The sequence below is a fragment of the Paenibacillus motobuensis genome (assembly GCF_039521865.1).
Taxonomy (GTDB): Bacteria; Bacillota; Bacilli; order Paenibacillales; family Paenibacillaceae; genus Fontibacillus; species Fontibacillus motobuensis.
In genome coordinates this window covers 63976-85735 of sequence record NZ_BAAACX010000004.1, presented here as the reverse complement: position 1 = coordinate 85735, position 21760 = coordinate 63976, and the positions used below count along the sequence as shown (strand labels likewise).

17 protein-coding genes and 1 pseudogene are annotated in these 21760 nt (G+C 46.4%); 13 read left to right on the top strand and 5 right to left on the bottom strand.

The annotated features are described in order from the left end of the window. Positions 1-15: 15 nt before the first annotated feature. The 5 genes from ABD014_RS01690 (at position 16) to ABD014_RS01670 (ending at position 4803) form a co-directional block, all read left to right on the top strand. A complete protein-coding gene (locus tag ABD014_RS01690; RefSeq protein WP_343856698.1) occupies positions 16-417 on the top strand; it encodes a zinc ribbon domain-containing protein in 402 nt (133 codons plus the stop codon). A 149-nt stretch (positions 418-566) separates the two neighbouring features. Beyond that, positions 567-2483 (top strand): beta-N-acetylhexosaminidase, encoded by a 1917-nt coding sequence (locus tag ABD014_RS01685; RefSeq protein WP_343856695.1) that lies wholly within the window; start codon positions 567-569, stop codon positions 2481-2483. 207 nt (positions 2484-2690) lie between these two features. After that, positions 2691-3482, top strand: a complete 792-nt coding sequence (locus ABD014_RS01680; RefSeq protein ID WP_343856694.1) for a lipid II flippase Amj family protein — start codon at positions 2691-2693, stop codon at positions 3480-3482. A 103-nt stretch (positions 3483-3585) separates the two neighbouring features. Beyond that, a complete protein-coding gene (locus ABD014_RS01675; RefSeq protein WP_343856692.1) occupies positions 3586-4236 on the top strand; it encodes an HAD family hydrolase in 651 nt (216 codons plus the stop codon). Between the two features lie 30 nt (positions 4237-4266). After that, a complete protein-coding gene (locus ABD014_RS01670) occupies positions 4267-4803 on the top strand; it encodes a GNAT family N-acetyltransferase (protein WP_343856690.1) in 537 nt (178 codons plus the stop codon). 147 nt (positions 4804-4950) lie between these two features. Here ABD014_RS01670 and ABD014_RS01665 read toward each other — a convergent pair whose 3' ends face one another. After that, complete coding sequence (locus ABD014_RS01665) at positions 4951-5187, bottom strand: cysteine-rich CWC family protein (protein ID WP_343856688.1); 237 nt, start codon at positions 5185-5187, stop codon at positions 4951-4953. Further along, positions 5188-6114, bottom strand: coding sequence for a helix-turn-helix domain-containing protein (locus ABD014_RS01660; protein WP_343856685.1), 927 nt, complete (start codon positions 6112-6114; stop codon positions 5188-5190). It abuts the gene before it with no gap. Between the two features lie 171 nt (positions 6115-6285). Here ABD014_RS01660 and ABD014_RS01655 point away from each other — a divergent pair, with 171 nt between their 5' ends. The 7 genes and pseudogenes from ABD014_RS01655 to ABD014_RS24795 all read left to right on the top strand — a co-directional run. Then, a complete protein-coding gene (locus ABD014_RS01655) occupies positions 6286-8064 on the top strand; it encodes an ABC transporter ATP-binding protein (RefSeq protein ID WP_343856682.1) in 1779 nt (592 codons plus the stop codon). 196 nt (positions 8065-8260) lie between these two features. Continuing rightward, a complete protein-coding gene (locus ABD014_RS01650) occupies positions 8261-9388 on the top strand; it encodes a DUF4349 domain-containing protein (RefSeq protein ID WP_343856679.1) in 1128 nt (375 codons plus the stop codon). Positions 9389-9817: 429 nt separating this feature from the next. Further along, positions 9818-10453, top strand: coding sequence for a class D sortase (locus tag ABD014_RS01645; RefSeq protein WP_343856677.1), 636 nt, complete (start codon positions 9818-9820; stop codon positions 10451-10453). A 184-nt stretch (positions 10454-10637) separates the two neighbouring features. Then, entirely contained in the window at positions 10638-11774 is a 1137-nt protein-coding gene (locus ABD014_RS01640) for a response regulator (protein ID WP_343856675.1), read from the top strand. A gap of 174 nt (positions 11775-11948) precedes the next feature. Then, positions 11949-12590 carry a hypothetical protein gene (locus ABD014_RS01635; RefSeq protein WP_343856672.1) on the top strand — a complete coding sequence of 214 codons (642 nt, stop codon included), beginning with the start codon at positions 11949-11951 and terminating at the stop codon, positions 12588-12590. A gap of 436 nt (positions 12591-13026) precedes the next feature. Beyond that, on the top strand, positions 13027-13689 hold the full coding sequence (locus ABD014_RS01630) for a diguanylate cyclase domain-containing protein (RefSeq protein ID WP_343856669.1): 663 nt from the start codon (positions 13027-13029) through the stop codon (positions 13687-13689). A 9-nt stretch (positions 13690-13698) separates the two neighbouring features. Beyond that, positions 13699-13847 (top strand): annotated as a pseudogene (locus ABD014_RS24795) (alpha-galactosidase); the annotation flags it as partial. A gap of 67 nt (positions 13848-13914) precedes the next feature. Here ABD014_RS24795 and ABD014_RS01620 read toward each other — a convergent pair. Then, entirely contained in the window at positions 13915-15165 is a 1251-nt protein-coding gene (locus tag ABD014_RS01620; RefSeq protein ID WP_343856662.1) for a methyl-accepting chemotaxis protein, read from the bottom strand. 365 nt (positions 15166-15530) lie between these two features. On the opposite strand from ABD014_RS01620, the gene ABD014_RS01615 reads away from it, so the two are divergent. Then, entirely contained in the window at positions 15531-17042 is a 1512-nt protein-coding gene (locus ABD014_RS01615) for a DHA2 family efflux MFS transporter permease subunit (protein WP_343856660.1), read from the top strand. 68 nt (positions 17043-17110) lie between these two features. Here the strand turns inward: ABD014_RS01615 and ABD014_RS01610 are convergent, their stop codons facing one another. Continuing rightward, a complete protein-coding gene (locus tag ABD014_RS01610) occupies positions 17111-18721 on the bottom strand; it encodes an S-layer homology domain-containing protein (RefSeq protein ID WP_343856658.1) in 1611 nt (536 codons plus the stop codon). After that, on the bottom strand, positions 18660-21497 hold the full coding sequence (locus tag ABD014_RS01605) for a family 10 glycosylhydrolase (protein ID WP_343856655.1): 2838 nt from the start codon (positions 21495-21497) through the stop codon (positions 18660-18662). Before ABD014_RS01605 ends, ABD014_RS01610 begins: the two co-directional genes overlap by 62 nt. Positions 21498-21760 lie beyond the last annotated feature (263 nt).

Genomic DNA, 21760 nt, shown 5'->3' with positions numbered 1-21760 from the left:
AAGGAGGAGACGCGTATGAATCAGTTGATTGAATGCCCTTGGTGCCATCATGAGATTCAGATTGTTCGCGGACGCTGTCCTGAATGCCATAACCAGCTCTATGAAGTAACGGAAGCCGATTTTCAGGAGGCAAATGGGGAAGAGCCCGTCGCCGTGCTTGGTTCAAATCTAGATGAAGTTATAACAATGATTGAGGATCGGTACAAATGTGTTAAATGCTCGGGTGGGGAATGCAGGGTGAAGGAGATCGCCATGACCGGATCAGGAGTTAGCAGGTTGCTTGATGTCCAGCATCATCTCTATCTTGCTGTCTCGTGTATAGACTGCGGATTCTCTGAATTGTACGATGCGGATGTTTTGTTGGGGAAGAAGGCCGGGATGCTGGGATCGGTGTTAGATTTAATATTTGGCAGGTAGATGTACACGAGACAATAATTAATGTTTTAATGATGAAAATAGTGCGTTAAAAGACCAAAAATGTTCCCCATTTGGAGCATTTTTCACATATAATAGGGCCAGAGCAATGTACGTAAATGATAACATTACTAGAGTGGGGGGAATTATTCGTGAAACTTCATTTTGAGGGGGATATTGCTGACCTATTGCCAGGGATTGAGGCATTATCTCAGGAGCTTTCATTTACTTTGTCTGATGACGGAGGGAAAGTTAAGGTAGGGCCTTCAACAGCCGAAGATGTGCTTGAGGTCGGACTTGAAGAAGGGAATGCTTACATTCGCTATGGCCAGAAACATCAATTCTTCCGCGGACTTGGCTTACTGATTCAGCAGGGGCAAACGGGAAGACCTTTTCATATTCAGGAGAATCAACAGTTTGGCACAATCGGCCCGATGTTCGATCTGTCACGTAATGGTGTGCTTACCGTGGACAGCTTCAAATTTTTCCTTCGTAAGATGGCCCTAATGGGCTTGAACACCGTGATGCTGTATATGGAGGATACCTATGAAATTTCCGGAGAGCCGTACTTCGGCTATATGCGTGGCCGCTATAGTGCGGCTGAATTGAAGGAAATTGACGACTATGCAGATCAGTTCGGGATCGAGGCATTTCCAAGCATTCAGACCTTAGCGCATTTGGAAGAGTTCCTGAAGTGGGAATCCGTAGCTGCTTACAAGGATACCAAGGGAGCCCTACTGGTGGGTGACGAGAAGGTAGATCGATTAGTAGAGAATATGCTGGAGAGCGTAAGCGCACCTTTTAGAAGCAAGCGAATCCACATCGGCATGGATGAGGCCGAAGAACTTGGACGCGGTAAATATTTGGACCGGAATGGCTACCAAGCGCGGTTCGATATCATGATCGGTCATTTGGAGAAGATCTTGAAGGTAACATCTCGTCTAGGTCTAGAGCCGATGATGTGGAGTGATATGTTCCTGAAGCTGGCTTCCGAGGATGGCCGAGATTATTACAACTCAGAAGCGGGAATTCCGGAAGAAATGGCTAAGCGTATTCCGAAAAATGTGGAAATGGTGTACTGGGACTACTATCACACGGAGATGGAGGATTATGAGAAGCAGATTGCTAAACATCGTCCGCTTGGATGTAACTTGGCATTTGCGGGAGCCGTCTGGGTGTTCAACACATTCGGTGTCAATTATGGCTTGTCCTTGCGCGCTACAGATTCAGCGCTGAAGGTATGCAAGCGAGAAGGCATTCGTGACATCTATGCCACGATGTGGGGCGATGACGGGAATGAGAGCAACCCGGTCGCTGCTTTGCTTGGTCTTCAGTTATATGCTGAGCATGCATATACGGAGGGAAGTCTGGCTTGGGAACAAGTGACGGAAAGGGTGCAATTCTGCACGGGGATCGAGGCAGAGGCTTTCCTCAAGTTCAAGGATCTGGACGAGGTTCCGGGCTCCGCACCGAATAATACGAGACAGAGCAATCCATCGAAATTTCTATTATATCAGGACGTATTGCTCGGCTTGTTCGATAAACAGATCGAAGGACTGGAGCTTAACGAGCATTATGCGGCCCTGGAGCAGGCATTGCGTGATGTCCGTGACCCTAAGGCGGAGCTTGATTACATCTTTGAGGTGCCGGAGAAATTATCCGGTGTATTGAAACAGAAGAGCGAGATCGGCATTCAGCTTAAACAAGCGTATGATTCGGGAAATACTGAAGTACTGCGGCATATCGCGGCCCAGGTGCTTCCAGCAATCTCTGCTTCTGTTCAGGAACTGCGCCGTGCTCATCGTAGACAGTGGATGCGCATCTTCAAGCCGTTCGGCTGGGAAGTGATCGATATTCGCTACGGCGGTGTGATCAGCCGACTGGATACCGCTTCTGAGAGGCTGATGGATTACGTGGAAGGTCGACTGGAGCGGATCGAGGAGCTAGAACAAGAGCGTCTCATTTACAGCTTCAACAATCGTTTCAATAATATGGGCGTCGGCTGGTGCAGCTATTATTACCGAATGGCGTCTCCGAACGTATTTTTTCATGTATTGAATCCACTATAAACCGATTACGGCTCCGCCTCAAACTCGAGGACGGGGCCGTTTCTTTTCGCAAATAAACAAACGGAATTAAGCAGCAAATGGGGATTGTCTTTTTTAATAAATCCAACTATGATTATGGTTATATTTCCCATCAGGGAATACATATACTAGCTCGTTAGCAACTATGAATACGAAGATACAAATAGTAGGTTAAAGGGGCTGAGCGGCATGGCGATTAATTTAACGATTGTATTCGTGTTGACGATGATTATCCATGCGTCTGAGACGTTGTCCTATTCGATTCGCTATGCCGGGGTGAAGCTGAACAAAATCGCGGTCGCCCTCTCATTAACTGGCATGATTGTACTTGTATCGAGAACGGCGAACATGATTCAGGCTCCGCTTACTGCTAAATTTATCGATTATGCGAGAGTAGATGCTTCATTTGATGTATTGTGGTGTCTGCGGATTATTCTGTTCGCGGCTTCTGCCGGTACGCTGGTAGCCTTATTTTTGTTCCCGACTTTTGTGAACGTCTTTGAGCGGATTATCGCCAAATTTGAGGTCGTAGGATCATTGCCCCGATTAATTGCCAGCGTAACGATCGGGCAGATCAAAAATTCCCGGCATTATTTGCAAAAGCCGCGGTTCAATTTTCGTCATTTTCGAATTTTAGGTATCCCGAAGCGTTTTATGCTACTCAATACAATAGTCACGGGAATTTATACAGTTGGAGTATTGTCATCGCTCTATGCGGCTTATCTCTCACCAGCATTTAGTACGACGGCCTCTCAGGCTTCAGGCATCATCAACGGGGTAGCGACGATCATCTTGACCATATTTATTGATCCGCAGCTTGGTTTAATCACTGATCGAGCCATCCATGATGAAGGTTCCAAGCACCAGCTTGGCAAAATATATGTTATGCTGATGTTATCAAGGTTTCTAGGTACATTATTGGCACAGCTATTCATTGTTCCGGCGGCTTATCTCATAGCTTGGCTAGTGCAGGTGATTTAATAGAATCCAGGCAGATCGAGAGATTGTAGGGATTAGATATAACCGGGCATGATCAGAACTGTATATTATGGAGCTTGAAACCTATTTATCAGGAGGGAGAACGATGAACAAGCAAGCCTTTATATTCGATATGGATGGAGTCATTATTGACAGTGAACCGCTTCATTTTGCCGTAGATATAGAGACGATGGAGCATTTTGGACATCCTCTTAGCAAGGAACAATTTGAGAGGTATGTAGGCATGACCAATCCTGAAATGTGGGCGGATATCAAGCGAGAATACGGAATTGGTCAGACTGTGGAAGAATTGATCGAGTATCAGTTGGCACAGAAGATTCAGGCGATTCGAAATATGGATGCGGAGCCAATAGACGGAATCAGGCCATTCATTGCCGAACTCAAGCGTCGTGGCATTGCGATTGGACTTGCCTCTTCCTCGCCAAGAGTGTTTATCGAGGCTGTTCTATCCCGGTTTGAGATGCTAAATGATTTCGGTAGTATCGTAAGCGGTGAAGAGGTCCCTCAGGGCAAACCGGCCCCCGACGTCTACCTGGAAGCGGCCAGGCAATTGGGAGTCGATCCCGAGTGCTGCGTTGTCCTTGAGGATGCGAGACACGGGGTTGCAGCAGCAAAAGCAGCGGGGATGAGTTGTATTGGTTTCCTGAATCCGAACTCCGGGGCACAGGATCTGTCACAGGCAGATCTAATCGTTGATCACGTTGGAGTTATTCAATTGGATGATTTTTTTACATAGTTTAGATAGGGAATAGGGGGTCAATCTATTATGCCGCATCTTATTGGGGATCGTATTGTGTTAAGAGAATATCGGAAGGAGGATTTGCCCAGCATTCGTAATTGGGTGAATGATCCGGATATTACAGGGACACTGAGTACGATCTTTACATTTCCGCAGTCCGAATATGATAGTGAATCTTTTTTGAATATGATGATCGAAGGCAAATCTGATAGTATACGAGGGTTCGTGATTGCGGATAAAGATACGCTGGACTATATTGGTCAGATTGATCTGATCAGAATCGATTGGCAGAATCGTACTGCCTCGCTCGGCATCGTGATCGGCCGCAAGGATCTGCTAGGGCAAGGAATTGGCCGGGAAGCTATTCATTTGCTCAAGCAATTTGTATTCCAGTCCTTGAATTTGAATCGATTAGAGCTAGAAGTATACGATTATAACGAGAGGGCCTATCGCTGCTATCGCAGCTGCGGCTTCCAGGAAGAAGGCAGGCTGCGGAAGAAAATATTCAAAAATGGCAGCTATCACGATATCATTATTATGAGCGTGCTGGCTGATGAGAATTAAGTTAACGTAATGAGCCGCTTTTTGTAAGAAAACTGCAAAAGCAATTCACTCTTCAAAAGGGTAAACGTATTCAAAGCCTGCATTTTTGCAGGCTTTTTTATCTGGGTTAGTTTATCTGGCCTATAGTTTCTATATAGTTCATACAGATTAGAGCACACCGTGTTTAGCAATATACGCTCTGACGCAATTCTCACAGACACAGGCTTTGCGGCGGAACCGATCGGGAATCTGCTCTAGCAGTGGCTTGGGAACGGATAAGTTGTTGCACCAGCAGGTCGTATGTGGTTGTCCGGCAGCGTAGGCACAATGATTAGGCTGCCCGCATAACGGACAGCGCAAGGGGTCAATCTCTGGAATTTTGGGGTTAGAATTGTTCGTACTCATTCAATGCACCTGCTCTTGTAAGTTGATTGGAACCAGATGATGGCGCTCGTTCAGATTGTTCTTGCGAAATGTGCTAGGAGTACAGCCCGCCCAGGCAGTGAACTGCCGACTGAAGCTCTGTACATTCTCGTATCCGATTTTGTGGGCAATACGTTCGATCGAATCGCTGCTAGTCACAAGCATCTGCATCGCTTCCTGCTGCTTCAGCACCATCAAATATTCGCGTGGGGGAATTCCAAAGGCTTGCCTGAACAACCGGTGGCAATGCCGCCTGCTCACCCCAAGCTTGCGCGATATCTCTTCAAGCCAGTCACTATTTGCATCCTTATCTGTCGTTACCCCAGCTACAGCCTCCTCGCTATTCCTTAGAACGAGCGCTTGAATTTCCTTAGCCACCTGATTAGACAATTCTGCATCGAAGGACAGTGGGCCTATATCGTGCTGTACGGAGAAATATTGCTCCATCTCGTCGAGAATGGTATAAACCTCGCGCATCAAAGACATCTTAGCCCCGCCATGATGGAATAAGGTGTCGATAATACGCTCAACAGAAGACTTAATCTGCTGGTTCAACGGATGACCCGACGGATAGAAGCCATGGTTGTTGGCGCCGATGAGATGGAGAATTTCCGTGTCCTCGATATGAATATGCATGGTGAAGAAGGATACTCTCTCCGACACCCTTACCTGAAAATCATGCACCATCATAGGCGAGACAATGATGATATCTCCGGCCTGCTGACTGAATTCGTTGCAGCCGAGAATCGTGGTTAGAGTTCCTTCAACTACGAGCAGTATTTCAAGCATAGTATGGTGAACATGCCGCCCGCAGACCCAGCCGTTCTCGACAGTTCTCGTATGAGGGGAGAATAAGCAGGCCTCCGAACGATAATGGGGGAAGTAAATTTCCGGGTAATCGGGGGTCATGTTAGATACACTCCTTGATGTCCGATTTGGTTAAACAATCCATGAAAAACAGACCGATCATGTTATAGAGATCAGGTAACAGGAGTTCTATACTAATCACTGATGTTATCCCTGGTTCAAATGGTCCGAATCCATTACTAACTATCATAATCTAAAAAGCAGGTGAATCCTATGGCAAGACCAGAGATTTCTCTGGATTATTCTAAAGTATTCGAAAATGAACAAGGAACTAAAATCAAACCGTTTAGTTTACTTGCGCGTCTATATCGTAATCATGTGGGAAAAGTGGCCTTATCGGCTCTTTTCTATACGATTAAAAATTCACCAACCTGGGTGCTGTCCATCGTCACAGCAAACATCATTAACATTGTAAGTTATCCTGAACGCCATACGATGAATGAGTTCTGGATCAATATGATTCTGGTCGTCATCGTCATCGCGCAGAATATCCCGACGCATACGCTTCATGTAAGCTATATTAGTAAAGCGGTTCGTCATGTAGAGGCAGGACTGCGCAGTACGCTCGTTCGGAAAATGCAGCAGCTCTCATTAAGCTATCACGGGGATATGAATGCGGGGAAATTGCAGTCCAAGGTACTACGCGATGTTGAAGCGGTCGACTTCCTGTCGCGGCAAATGCTCATGACGATCATTCCTGCCGCGATCAACCTGGCGATTGTCGTCGTGCTCACGTTATACAACAGCTGGATCGTTGCTCTATTCTTCCTGCTCATGGGACCAACGGCGATCTATCTGGTTCGCTTCTTCAATACTAAAATGTCGCAGCGTAACCGTGAAGTTCGGAAGAACATTGAGGAGATGTCAGGGAAAGTATCCGAGACCGTAGAGATGATTCCGGTAACACGGGCCCACGGCCTTGAAGAAGTGGAAATCCGCAAGGTTGATGCCGCTCTGGAGAATATCCGGGACCGTGGACATCGCCTGGACGTACTGGAAGCTTATTTTGGCTCCTCCAGCTGGGTTATTTTCCAACTGTTCCAGGTTGGCTGCTTATTCTTTACAGCTTATCTCTCCTACCAAGGCTATATGGAGATTGGCGATATCGTGATGTACCAGAGCTTCTTCAATATGATGATCGGTTCGGTGACATCGATCCTTAACGTATACCCGAACCTGGTCAAGGGCTTCGAGTCGCTTCATTCTGTAACCGAGGTTTTGTTATCTGATGAGACGGAGGAGTACAAAGGGAAGGTCAAACCTGAGAAATTCAGCGGCGGCTACCAGTTCAAAGGAGTCAGCTTCAGCTATAAGGATTCGGATCGGCATGTGCTGGATGATTTCAGCCTGGATGTGAAGCCTGGGGAGACAATCGCCTTTGTCGGCGAGTCAGGTTCAGGTAAATCTACCATTCTGAACTTGATTATCGGCTTCTACAAACCGCAATCCGGCAGCATTTTGATTGATGGAATGCCGATGAGTGAGCTCAGCATGTCGCGCTATCGTCAGTCACTAGCCATCGTACTACAGAACAATATCCTATTCTCCGGATCGATTCGGGAGAACATCACCTACGGTCTGCCTCATATTTCCGAAGAGAAATTACAGCGGGCTGTATGGATGGCTAATTTGCAAGATGTGATTGACAGTCTGCCGGAAGGTCTGGATACTTCGGTTGGAGAACATGGCGGCAGACTATCTGGTGGGCAAAGACAGAGGATCGCCATAGCCCGTGCATTGGTTCGTGATCCGAAGATTATTATTCTCGATGAGGCTACTTCTGCACTGGACAATGCCTCCGAACGACATGTCCAGAATGCGATGGAGCAGTTGATGCAAGGAAGAACAACGTTTATCGTGGCTCACCGTCTCTCTACCGTTAAGAACGCTGATCGTATCATCGTGCTTAAGAAAGGTAAGATCGTCGAAACAGGCACTTACGAGCAATTGCTGGATAGGAAAGGCGAGTTCTATAAGCTAAAAAATATGTAAGATTTATCATTCCCCTAGCCCCAGTTCATTCATTGGACTGGGGCTTATGCTATCCAAGGGAGACTTAAGTTGGCCCGGGAATATTTGCGCAACATTCCACATTATTCCTCCGTCAAGATTGATAAGGTCGGTCTTAATGAAGTTGATATAGAGATTTGACTGGACCGAACTATTAAAAGAATATGGGGGCATGTTTATGCGTAAATGGGGGGAATGGAAAGCGGCAGCATTGCTTCTGCTATCGCTGTTGTTACTAAGTGGATGCGGGAGCGCCAGCGTTTCGCAAAACGATTCAATGGCGAGGAGTGATGCCGACTTCGCTGTAGCGGATAAGGCGACCAGCATGAACACTATTGCTGCTGAGTCAGTCTCACAGAGTGAAGGCGGAGACCAGCAGTCTACTCCGAAAGGTTCTGGGGATACAGGAAGCTCCGGGTTTCAAGGCGTAGATATGTTGGCGGGCATGAACAAGAAATTGATTTACACGGCGAATGTCGTGATGCAGGTGGATGACTATAGCAAGGCGCAATCGGAAATCCGAAATCAGGTTACTTTGGCTGGCGGATATATCGTTGATTTTTCAGAGAATCGCTCCCTTGAGGAGCAGGGGGGAACCATTACGATCAAGGTTCCTTCTACAGGCTTCTCCTCCTTCTTGGAACAACTTGAGAAGTTAGACCATAAATCTTTGCAGCGCAGCATTCAAGGGCAGGATGTATCCGAAGAATATGTAGACCTGGAATCCCGCCTGAAGGTAAAGGAAGCGATGGAAGCCAGGTATCTCAAGTTCATAGATGAGGCAACGAAGACCAGCCAGCTTGTAGAGTATGTCAATGAACTTGAGCGGATTCAGACTGAGATTGAACAGATCAAAGGGCGGATGCGATATCTCGACAGCAATGTCTCTTTCTCCACCGTTGAAATCCGTTTGTATCAGCCCGATGTGAAATCTTTGCAAAATGCTAGCCAAGAGAAGTCCCCATTGCTGGAAAGAGCGGGGAAATCGCTAAACGGCAGCATTCAAGTGGTCTCGGCTATGTTGGAATGGCTAGTTGTTGTTCTTGCAGGTGCGGTTCCTGTAATTGTGATCGCAGGGATTATTTTTGCCATCGTATGGTTGTTACAAAGAGCGATAAGAACTAGAGCAAGGCACAGCAGAAACTACGCTCATCGAGCGATTCCAACTTCAGATGAGCAGGAAACACATGCACATCAACCGGAAGCAGCGGGGTCTCTGCCGGAAAATCAACAATCTTCAGTTACTGAAAAGAATCATTCTGTTAAGCGGATCTCCGAGCCTGATGAAGACGAAGATACGAAGTAAATATAATCTGTGTTGAGAATTTGTATAGCTGCTGTAAGTAATATAATGTTGTCGCCGTATGATCAGTGTGGGCCAGAAGTAGTGCAGCTATTGAGAGCATAGAAACATAGATGTCGATGGTTCCATTGCTAGAAAAAGGTTAGAAATATGGACTCGGCAACCGGATGCCAAAGCAATCATGCTGCGAACATATCTGATGGAAGGACTTAGGGTTAGTTGCTTCATTAAGGCAGCTGGTTTTCAGCATTGGAATTTGGGGATCGCCTTAAGCGTAGTCAACTAAACGAATAGTCCTGCTGATCGAAGCGAACACAGGGGTAATTGGATATTTGACCTCAGCGTTATACCTTTTCTTCTATTTTACTCCCAAGGTAGATGAGAAGGTATAACCATTCCACTAACCAGATTCGAGCAGAGGAGTGAAGGGGGATGCGCAAGCTATGGTGGTTATTTATTGTGCTTGGCGTAATGGTGATTGCGGCGCCGAGAGTTATAGAGTGGTATGCTGACCGCGAACAGGAGCGATTGCTGCAGGCCGCGGAGCACCAGGAAGCCCGACTTGATCCGAGTCTAATTTCCAGCTATGAACAGCTGTCAGGCTTCTTAGAGGAAGGATCAGCATCAGAGGACGATGGGACTGAAGTAAGTGCGCTTTCTGTTCCTGATGAGGAAGGATTGCTTGGAATTATTGAGATTACGTCAATCGATGTGAAGCTGCCGATTCTGGAAGGGGCGACGAAGGAGAATATGCGAGCTTCTGCCGTACATTTATCTGATACGGCTTCGCTCGGTTCACTCGGCAATGCCGCGATCGCGGCTCATCGCGCCAGGACGACCGGACGATTGTTCAATCGCCTTGATGAGGTTCAGCTTGGAGATAAGATCATTACTCATACCAAGGACAAGGTATATACTTATGAGGTTTATAATACTTTAGTTGTTGAGCCAACCGATGTATCTGTGTTAAACAGCGATGGGAAAGAGAGCCTATTAACTCTGATTACATGCACTCCGTTGAATGTATCGACCCATCGGCTTATCATACAGGCTAAATTGATATCATGAAGTGAAATTGTTGCTGCGGGAAACGCCTATCCAGGCGTTTTTTGTCTTTTTTGTGCAACTTTCAGACACATTTAGCGTTAATATGAAGTATATCCGTCCATCTCGATATTAGCGATTAAGCTTCATATGATATACTTTTTGATAGAATACCGTTAATTCAACCAGTAAGGAGCATGATCCTACCATGAGAATGATCCTCGTGGATGATGAGAAGCTGGCCCTGGAATTTCTCGAGCGGCAATTATCTAAAGTGGGCGATATCGAAATCGTCGGCAAATACACGGATCCATTGATCGCCCGTGATGAGATTTTGCATCGGGATGTTGATGCCGTATTTTTGGATATTAGTCTTCCAGAGCTCGATGGGATTCGATTGGCTGACCAGCTGCTAGAGAAGAAACCGAATTTAAATATTATTTTTGTTACTGCATATAATGAATATGCCGTACAAGCCTTTGACTTGAATGCGCTTGATTACATCGTGAAGCCGGTACAGACGGAGCGATTGGTCAAGACGCTGGACAGAATCAGGCAGCGGATGAACCTCCGGGCGAATATGCATGTGATACATAGCGGAGATATTTATCTGAATGTCTTCCGTCAGGTGAGTGTGGGTGAGATCGGCAATATGTCTTTGTTGCAATGGCGTACCTCTAAAGCGCAGGAATTATTTCTTTATTTATTGCAGCATCGTGAACAACTGGTCCGCAAGTCGGTACTGATCGATCTTCTGTGGCAAGATCACGATTCTGAGAAAATCTATTCCCAGTTGTATACTACGGTATATCATATACGCAAAGCTCTAGAGCCCTATAAAGATCGTTTTCAAATTGCCAATACCACCGATGGTTATGTCCTGCGTTTGAATCAAATCGTTCTGGACATTAACGAGTGGGATCGTAGAATAGGTACTCTTCCGCCATTAACCGCGGATTCGATAGATACATATCAAGAGCTGATTAAGCTGTATACCGGGGATTACTTGCAAGAATACGATTATTGGTGGGCGGAAAGTGAACGGCAACGCTACAAGAGCCAATGGCTTAAACTTAGCTATGATATAGGGGATTGGTACTATCAGAATGGCGCTTTGGAACAAGCAGCTGCCAGTTATCTGAATATTATCTTTCATGATACTCTTGAAGAGAGGGCGTATTACCAACTGATGGTCATCTATTCCGAGCAGCAACCGGCCATGGTGCATCGTCAATATCAATCGTTGCAATCGGTGCTGGAGGAAGAGCTTGGTGAGGCGCCGAGCGATTACATAACGGAATGGTATCAGATGTGGCAGGAGAGCAATCAAATAGTGAAACACTAGGCGGGTCAGGCGGCTAGAACAACAGCGAGGTTCCTATATTTGAGGAGTGAGCCTCGCTGTTTTTTTATCTGCTCCATATGTGTTCAGAAATTGTATAGTCGTAGATTATATACTTCTGACAGTGGGGCTCGCGGGAGTGAACAATTGCATATTTGAGGAGGAGAGTCCACGAGTATGAATATCATCAGAAATTTCAGAGATGAGTCTATAGGCCTTGATCTTGACTCTCTGACAGAAATTAAATTGTACAAAAGCATGAGCAGAACTACCATTCATTACTGCAGAGGGTTCTATATCAACTGTCAAGGCAATCTGGTTGGTGTTGTTGCCACTTCGGGAGGGCCAGCCTTTTTTTATAATCTGGATATTTATTTTTTACGTGAAAGGCCATTTCGATTTACCCTAGAGTCCGATCAATCCAACAACACTGTACATTTCTCAAGTGACGGGCGGCAAAAGATGCAAATTACTTATATGCGGGAACCCTGCCTACAGGGAGGAGACTGGGCCGATGACGAACTGCATGACTTCTTCCACTGGTTAATCAGGGCGGTAAATAATCGCAAGTTCTATGGGTTCTACACGTTAAATAGTGATCAGCCACTGGCTTGCAGCTTGGCTGACCGTGGGGGAATGAGTATGTCTACTACTGAACACAACTCTCTAGATTCAGTTAGCCTTGATGATGCGATCAAAAGAGCGGATGAAATCCTCGACAATCTGGATGAGGCGACAAATCAGCAGATTGAAGAAGTGTGCAAGCAGTTGGCAGCCATCTGTAAAGAGATTGTCAGCTTGGATAAGGAAAAAGTCTAAGTTGTATGATGTAAGTTCGTAAATAGGTGAAGGGGCTGAAGGGCAAAGTGGACGCTTTTTCCGGGCTTTGATCGAAGATCAGACTGCTTGGCGGTCTGGAAGGGTCAAGGTATGGAACAGGCGTCTTTTCTATTCGTAGAGAAATTGTAGAGCCTTGTTGTGTACGCTTAAGATTATGGTTTATCCTACTGATGTCTTAAGTCTTTAAGAGTATGAACCGTGCTAATATAACTACACGGAAAAGTTGTTATCCTATGAAGTTAACGAAAAAGTATAGAATTTGTTGCAATTCACCCTCGATATACGGACACAATAACGTCTTTTGCAACAATTGCTTGAGTTGGATCGTTCTTACTTGTATATTTAGAAAGTGCAGTTCGGAAATACGGATATTACATACCGTGAGTGGAAAATAGATTTGGTTGGTGATGAACGAATGAGTACATTATTTGATAGTATTCCAAGCTGGGCGTACATCGTTAACGTTGTCGTCTTAATCCTAATAGGCATCGCCTTACATGCTACCTTCAGCGAACGCTCCAGGTTGAAGCGTCTTGCTTATCGTGATACGGTCACCGGTCTATATAATCGCAATGGGTTGGATCGCTTCTGGAAGAAGTATAATGGCAAGGGGAACCTGGCGGTCATGAGCCTTGATCTCGACTATTTCAAGGAAGTGAATGATACATATGGCCATCATACGGGGGATATGCTGCTTCGCGCAGTCGGCAAAGATTTGAGAAGGGTAACGAATAAGCATCAACAAGCTTATCGGGTTGGCGGTGATGAATTCCTAATTATCCTCAAAAATTGCGAGCAGGATACGATCGAAATTCTTGCTGGATTGATATTAGGCAAAATATGCCGGCCTTACTATATCGAAGGGCGGGATATCGCAATTACCGGAAGCATCGGTATCAGCATGGCGGACGGACAGCATGCCGAACAGCGCCGTATGCAGGAGGAAGCGGATATTGCCATGTATCGGGCTAAGCGAATGGGCAAGAATCGTTATACTGTCTATAAGAGCGGTGAGATCAGAGAGATAAGCAAGGTAGAGTCGATCCGATTGCCTAAGAAGAAGAGTAGCGCGAATTGAACATATGACATCTATGCATTGCTGGAGCGGATTACGAGCCAATTCCCGCATGCATTGTTCGAGAGCTGTTCCCCGGCGGTGGGGGACGCTTTGACCATGGTATGCTCTACTATATGCCACAGACCTGGACCAGTGATGATACGGATGCTGTTGAACGTCCATTTGCACGGATGTTAACAATTAGAAAGGGCCTCATTCCCATCGGGAGTGAGACCCTTATTGTTATTAAAATTTGAAAATATGTATTGTCTTCTGTAACTGGAATACTGAATTTTTCATTTCCTCAATGTCCTTCGCCAGTGCTTGAACGGAATTGATCTGTTCATTCATCGAGGCAGATACTTGTTCCGTCCCTGCGGCAGACTGCTGAGTAATAGCCGAGATGTTCTGAATCGAGGATGAGATATTGTGAGCACTTTCCAGCATGGATTCGCTCTCTTGTGTGAAGGCAGCGATCTGTTCAGAAATGTATTGAACACTTCGCACGATCTGTTGGAAGATCTGCTCTGCTTCACGGATCATCTCGCTCTGTTGATGTACGACTTCCTCATTGATCTTGATATTCTGGCTTGCGCGCTGAACGTCCTGCTCAATGCTTCTAACGAGGTTGAATACTTCCTTCGTAGAAGTAGTCGATTCTTCCGCTAGTTTGCGTACTTCCTGTGCAACTACGGCAAAGCCTGCACCATGTTCCCCAGCTCTCGCTGCTTCGATAGAAGCATTGAGTGAGAGCAGGTTCGTCTGCTCGGCGATCTCGGAGATCGTTGCCGTAATTTTGGTGATGCCTTTGGCATTGCGGGCCAGCGCATCGATGGATTCGGCCACCTTCTCGGTAGCATCGATGTTCTTCTTCATTCCCTCGGCCTGCATGGCGACAGAATCACGGCCTTTCTCCACAAGCTTCAGCATCTCAGAGGAACGCTCGTTCATTACATGGGTCGACTCCGCATAATTGCTCACCTTCGTCTCGATTTCACCAATAGAGTCCTTCATACCGCCTACGTCTTCGGATATTTCGTTCGCTCCAAGGGCAAGTTCATTAGACGAAAGAGCTACCTGGCTCATTACCTCAACGAGTTCCTCATTACGGTCCGAGATGGATCGGCTGGAGTCCATAACCTTGCGGGTGATGTCCGAAGTTTCCTGGAGGATCTTGCGCAGCTTGTCCACCATACTGTTAAAGGAACGAGTAAGGTTCTCCATTCCCCCCGATTCCATGATTCGGCTCGTGAAATCTCCTTTGGCAATCCTCGCCGAAGCATTCGAGATATCGTCGAAGGAGCTAGTAAGCGCGGTCTGCAGATAGCGAGTAAAGGGATAAGTAAGTCCCGCTAAGACAGCGATTACACAAATTCCGACTATAATTTTGCCAACCAAAATAAAGGCGATAAGCGTTGGAACGGCAAAAAGTGCGGCCACAAGATAACATGCTGCTGTAATCTTCTGATTAAGGGGTAGTCTGTTGAACCATGACATAGGGATAATGACCTCCTTGTAAATTAGGATAATCCTACCACAATTATATCATCGAGTTGTGAAAGGGGATACAACGAATTATATGATTTCTCCTAAACTTTGAAACGTTCGGATTATTATGGAATATCACAATAGAACCTGAGCCGCATACGCGAATTATGGGAATGAAAATGAGTCTGACCGCAGATCTGTAATATTATGTATTACCGAGAAAGGAAAGGAAGTAAAGCATTTAACGAAATTGAAATATACAAGGGCTGTTTCAGGCATTATAGATATATTAGGCGAGAATGACTTGAATCAGATTTTGGATACTCAACGAAGAATTATAGAAATTTTTGACAACATGAGAGAAGGAGCCACTGATGAGCAATAAAGAACAGACAGCAGGAATATCATTCAAAAGATGGCCGATTGTGATGGCGCTGATGATCGGGGCGTTTGTCGCTATTTTAAATCAAACCTTGATGAATGTGGCCTTGCCGAAAATGATGGCCGATCTTAATGTAACGACGACAACAATTCAATGGTTGACGACAGGATTTATGTTAGTTAACGGGGTATTGATTCCGGTGAGTGCCTATTTAATGGAGCGGTTCACGACCCGAGCACTGTTTATTTCGGCGATGAGTTTATTTGCATTAGGAACGGTCGTGTGCGGAATAGGTTCAAGTTTTGCCATGGTATTAGTCGGACGTCTTATTCAGGCTGCTGGTGCAGGTATTTTAATGCCTATGATGGTCGTTGTGTTCTTGACAATATTCCCGATTGAGAAGCGTGGACAAGCTATGGGGACGATGGGGATCGCGATGAACTTCGCTCCGGCCTTTGGACCGACGCTGTCCGGGTGGGTGATTCAGCACCAATCCTGGCATACGCTGTTCTGGATCATTTTACCTTTTGCACTTTTGTCCATCATTTTGGGTATTATATTTATGAAGAATGTGACGGAGGTCTCACGGTCTAAGCTGGATAAGCTGTCGGTAATACTGTCCACGATCGGCTTCGGTGGCGTATTGTATGGCTTCAGTGAAGCAGGGAGCAAGGGCTGGGGTTCCAGCGTAGTAGTTACCACTTTGGCTGTTGGTGTTGTTGCTCTGGTGCTGTTTATGATACGTCAACTTCGAAGCGAGCATCCTATGCTTGAATTCAGAGTGTTTAAATACGATATGTTCGCCTTGACGACAGTTATCAATGTGGTAGTGACGATGGCGCTATATGCCGCAATGATATTGCTGCCGATTTACCTGCAGAACATTCGCGGTTTTACGCCGCTGCAGGCAGGTCTGTTGCTAATGCCGGGAGCTTTACTGATGGGGATCATGTCACCGATCACGGGTATGATCTTTGACAAGATCGGAGCTAGGTTGCTTGCCGTCGTCGGTTTAGGAATCACGATCGTAACAACCTGGGAATTCAGTCATTTGACGGACAGTACAAGCTATGTTCATCTGCTGCTGATGTATACTGCGCGGATGTTCGGGATGTCGCTCCTGATGATGCCGATTCAGACAGCGGGCTTGAATCAGCTTCCTGCCAAGCTTAACGCGCATGGTACGGCGATGTCCAACACATTGCGGACGATTGCGGGGGCCTTAGGTACGGCACTGCTCGTATCGGTAATGACGACACGAACGAAGAGCCAGGCGGCGGCGCTAATCATCGCCGCTGGCATTAATCCAAAGGATCCGGCAAATGCTCAGCAATTGGCGCATATTACGAAGGAAGCAACGATTAATGGGATCGATTATGCCTTCGTCATTGCTACAGGGATTACAGCCGTTGCCTTCATTTTGTCTTTCTTCATTCGCAAGGTGAGGATCGATCGCGGAGAGAAGGGCGCTGAGGAGATTGCCGTCAAGCCGGCAAGAGCATAAATTTTTAGACTAAGCTAAGCCCCTGGCTGTAATTGAACAACCAGGGGCTTTTTTCAGATTTTCATGTGTTACTCCGTATACTGCAGCATTCTTAAGATCATAATGACGGCTTCTGCACGGGTAGCATTTTCCTTTGGAGCAAACGCTTGATTGCTCCTGCCTTGGATGATGCCTGCATGATAAGCTGCAGCTACGTACGGACTGGCCCATGCTGGAATCGTGTTTGCGTCGGAGAAGGGCGGAGCTGTCTTCGAATTAGGTTCTATGCCTAATGCCCTAACGATCATAGCGGCCATCTCCGCCCGGTTAATCTGTTGATCCGGTCTGAAGGTATGATCCTGATATCCGTTGATGATGCCGGATTCTAGCACTCTGGCGATGTGAGGTCTTGCCCAGGCAGCGATTTTGTCGGCATCTGCAAAGGTGACATCCGTTCCGTTGCCTTCTAGCTTCAATGCCCGGCTGAGCATTACAGCAAATTGTTCGCGATTCACGGGTTGATTTGGCCTGAATGTCCCATCGTTGTAACCATTAATCCATTTTTGCTGAACGGCCTGTTGAATGGATATCTCGGCCCAGTGACCGGAAATATCGGATAAGGTTACGTTTGAGGGCTTCTCAGAGCCATCCACGTTTGGATCTTGGTTATTGTCCTTATCCTCAGCAGGCGGATCTGTTGGTGGTTTCGTGGATGGTGGTGTTGACGGAGTGCTGCCTGAACCCCCACCCGATCCGCCCCCTCCAGTACCGCCGCCCGGATTGTCTCCGCCACCTGTGCTGCTGCTTAAGACCGTCAGTTCATATACAGCGGATAATGATTGATATTTTGCTGTAAGTGTTGTTTTGCCCGCGGCAATGGCTTTGGCGAGTCCGTGATTGTCAATCGTTGCTATTCCCGGATTGCTGCTTGAGAATTCCATCTGATCGTTGATTGCCAATTGTTCTGTTCTGTCCTTGTATATCGCTTTAATTGACACTTGATGGCTATTGCCTGTGTAGAGCGCTGGTATTTTATCAAATTCGATGGCTTGGATTGGTTCCAGTTCCTTCGCCTCGACAGTAACATGCTGAGTCGAATCGCTTTCCTGATGTGCACGGTTGAACGATGTAATCGTATAGGTGTAGGTCTTGCCTTGCTCTACAGAATGATCGATAAATAGTTGATGATTGCCGGAGATCTTTCGTACTTCATCATAAATATTAGCCGGATTACTGATGTCTGGAGCCTGATCTCCAACACTCCGGTAGATCACATAATAGGCGACTTCATCCTGTGGATCCTGCCAATCGAGCTGAATTCCTGATGCCCTCGCTGCCCCTGTCATATCAGTGGGCGCAGCGGGCTTGCTCTGCCCAAGCCAGTTCATCTCTGGTACGAGAGCAGGATAGGCGTACAAATCTTGCTGCAGCCTGTCATTGAAGCCTAGTGGATTGTCACGAAGACTCTGGGTTGAGAAGAAAATGCTTCCCTTAACGTTGTTAAAATTCCGGTTGAACAGGATCTGATTTGGCATCTGATCGGGATCAAGCCAGTTCGGATCATCCGATCCGATTCGATAAGCGCCATGTCCAATGTACAAGTGAACCTTCTTGCCATTCACTTGCTTCGCCCACCAATCAATCATAAGCGGCCGGACCATAATTGAAGTACCAGTAAATCTGCGGGGCGATATAATCAATCCATTCTTCCTGTACCCATTTACGGGTATCCGCATAGATCGCGTTGTAGCTCTCGGTACCTCTAGTATCCGAACCTTGCGGGTCGGAATCGATGTTCTTCCAGATGCCGAATGGGCTGATGCCGAATTGAACATAAGGCTTCTCGGCTTTGATTGCTTTTGATAGATTTTGAATTAATGTATCCACATTGTGTCTGCGCCAATCCTCTCGGTCCATCCCATTTCCATATTTACTATAGGAGGCATCGTCCGGGAAGTTCACTCCTGCGACCGGATAAGGATAGAAGTAGTCGTCGAAGTGTACTGCATCAATATCATAATTTTGTACGACCTCCATAATACTGTCGATAATATATTGTTGGGTATCAGGGATACCCGGGTCCATGATCAGCCTGCCACCATAGGTAAGCAGCCAATCCTCGTGCTGGCGAAGAGGATGCTCCGGAATCAAGCTGTTGACATCCGGCTCCATACTTGCGCGGTAAGGATTAAACCAGGCATGGAACTCCAGATTCCGCTTATGCGCCTCCTCAATCATGAAGGCGAGAGGATCGTAACCTGGATCTTTGCCTTGCTCTCCGGTCAGCCATTTGGACCATGGGGCGAATTTTGAAGGATAGAAAGCATCGGCCGTCGGCTTAACCTGCATGACGATCGCGTTCATTCCAGCCTCTTTCAATCCATCAAGAATAGCAATGAAATTGGCTCTTTGTTGTTCGGCATTGAATGGTCCTTTTGCCGGCCAGTCGATATTTTCCACTGTAGCAATCCAGGCAGCTCTAAGCTCCCGCTTAGGGATCATTTCCTCTCCATTAACTACGAGTACATAACTATGTGATTTTCCTTGATAAATTGCTGTTAACATTGTCGCTCCTATACTTTTCGCCGTAACGATTCCTTGGGCATTAATGTCTGCAACCGTCGGTTTACTGCTTTTATAGATGGAGTCTGCAGTTACATCCTTGTCTAAGTCCTCGCGGTATTGGTCTAGAACGTTGTATTTAGCTGTTACCTTGGCCTGTTGCTGCTCGCCCAATTTCATCGTTTTCAGTTCGGATAAGACGATCTTATCAAGCACAGACTTCGCCTCAATAATTTCCAAGGAATAATGTGCTTGTTGTCCGTTATACTCGGCGGTAATAGTTACCGTACCTGTGTTATGTCCTGTAATTTCTCCGCTACCTACAATGCTGGCAATGGAAGAGTCTGAGCTGGTGAACGTCGCCGTATTTGTCACATCGATCGTATCAGGATAGTTGGCGTACCGGGCTAGGACTTTGACGTAATCTGTTCGACCTTGCTCAATGCTTTCGGGTCCGTAAATCCCGATCGATTCCAGTGGCGGTTCATCTTCGGAGACAGTAAGCTCGAACAGAGCCGGTTGTCCGGTACCATACAGCGCAACAATAGTAGTCTGACCCGTACGGTGGGCCTGAACCATTCCATTGCTATCAACGGAGGCTACTTCCGGATGACTGCTCAGGAAGGTTGCTCCGTTCTGAACAAGTTCCGGTGCAGTGCTGTTATTTTTCGTGATATAGACTTCGGCCTGCTTGGATTCGTGTACTTTCATAGGTGTTAGACCCTCCAGATCAATGCCTAGTATATCTGTATTCGAATAGAAGACACTGAGTCGGTCAAAATACAGAACACCTGCATTCTTATTCTCATTCTTCGTCTCCACGAGGTACAGATCACTGATCTTGAACGGACCAGTAAGGTCCGTCGGCATGGGCGCCGTAACATACTTCCATCCCGACCAAGTAAAGTTGGAAGATGTGGTGAAATCGATCGTTTTTAAGACGTTCGCCCCATCACGGAGCCTAGCCCGGAACCAATGGGCGCTCTGATCTCCATAGACCCAGACCCCCAGCTTGGTCGGATAACCTTCGAGCGGCCTATAATATTCTCCGGTATCCAGATTGTGCAGGCTGACATAGGCGGCGGAAGTTCCCGATGTGCCTGACATGTCGTATGTAAACTTCGCTGCATGCTCTCCATACATAACGGGCTCAGGACGGCTGGATAATTCGACCTTGGACGACGTACTATTAATCAGGCCCGCTGACAATACAGAGGTTCCGTTATGCTTCATGGACTCGAATTCCTCAATAACGACAGAGATCTTGCCAACGAGGACGAGGGCTTGTGCAGACAATTCACCATAGCTTGCTGTTACGTAACCGTATTTGACCTCGCCTATCATGCTATTCGCGGTAAATAGACCATTGGTGTCGATCCGGCCGATAATTGGATCAGCAGACCATTCGAGTCCATTCGTTACACTTACTTCCTGACCTTTCTCGTCATAGAAACTTACAGTAAATTGCTGACTTGTTCCTGATTCCATCATGAGATGATCGGACTGGATTTCCAGGCTGCTAACTTCGGCCAGGCGTTCAGCAGGCTCATCTAGTTTGTTCCCATCCTCAGCGGTCTCGGTTTCTGTGGGCAGGGAAGGGTCCTCTGGTGTTTCTATCTCTGGAGCAGGACTATCTATGCCGGAGTCTGAGTTATCCGGACTTGTTCCTGTGTCTGGCTCCTCTGTTATGGGAGGTTCATTATCCGTGTTTCCGGGAGGTGTCATTTGATCAGCAGGTTCTGTTTTATCTGAATCGGAAGGTTTGCTTTTAGATACTATGGGGGAATAGTTTCGTGAAACAAAATTCGACTCATTTTGTGAAGCGCTTACAAAAATATTAGTGCATAAACTCAGCAGCAGCAAAAGAACGATGACCGTAGCCAACTTACGTTTCACACTTGAATAATTGATCAATTAACTCTCTCCTTCAAATGATCAGATAACTGAAACCGAGCACTGTAAGCTAGAGATCACCCCCTTGCCATAGTGATAGATGTTCAATCCAAACGCAGAGGAGAAGCAGATCGATAGTGTGTCAAAGTTGTGTAAGTTAATTTCATTCCGAAATATTATGTCGAAAATATATTGTATGATGAAATTTCATTTCAGATTATAACAGATGGATTATTTCTCTTCAATATGAATTTCAAATTTTTATGGAAAAATGAAGAAACCTG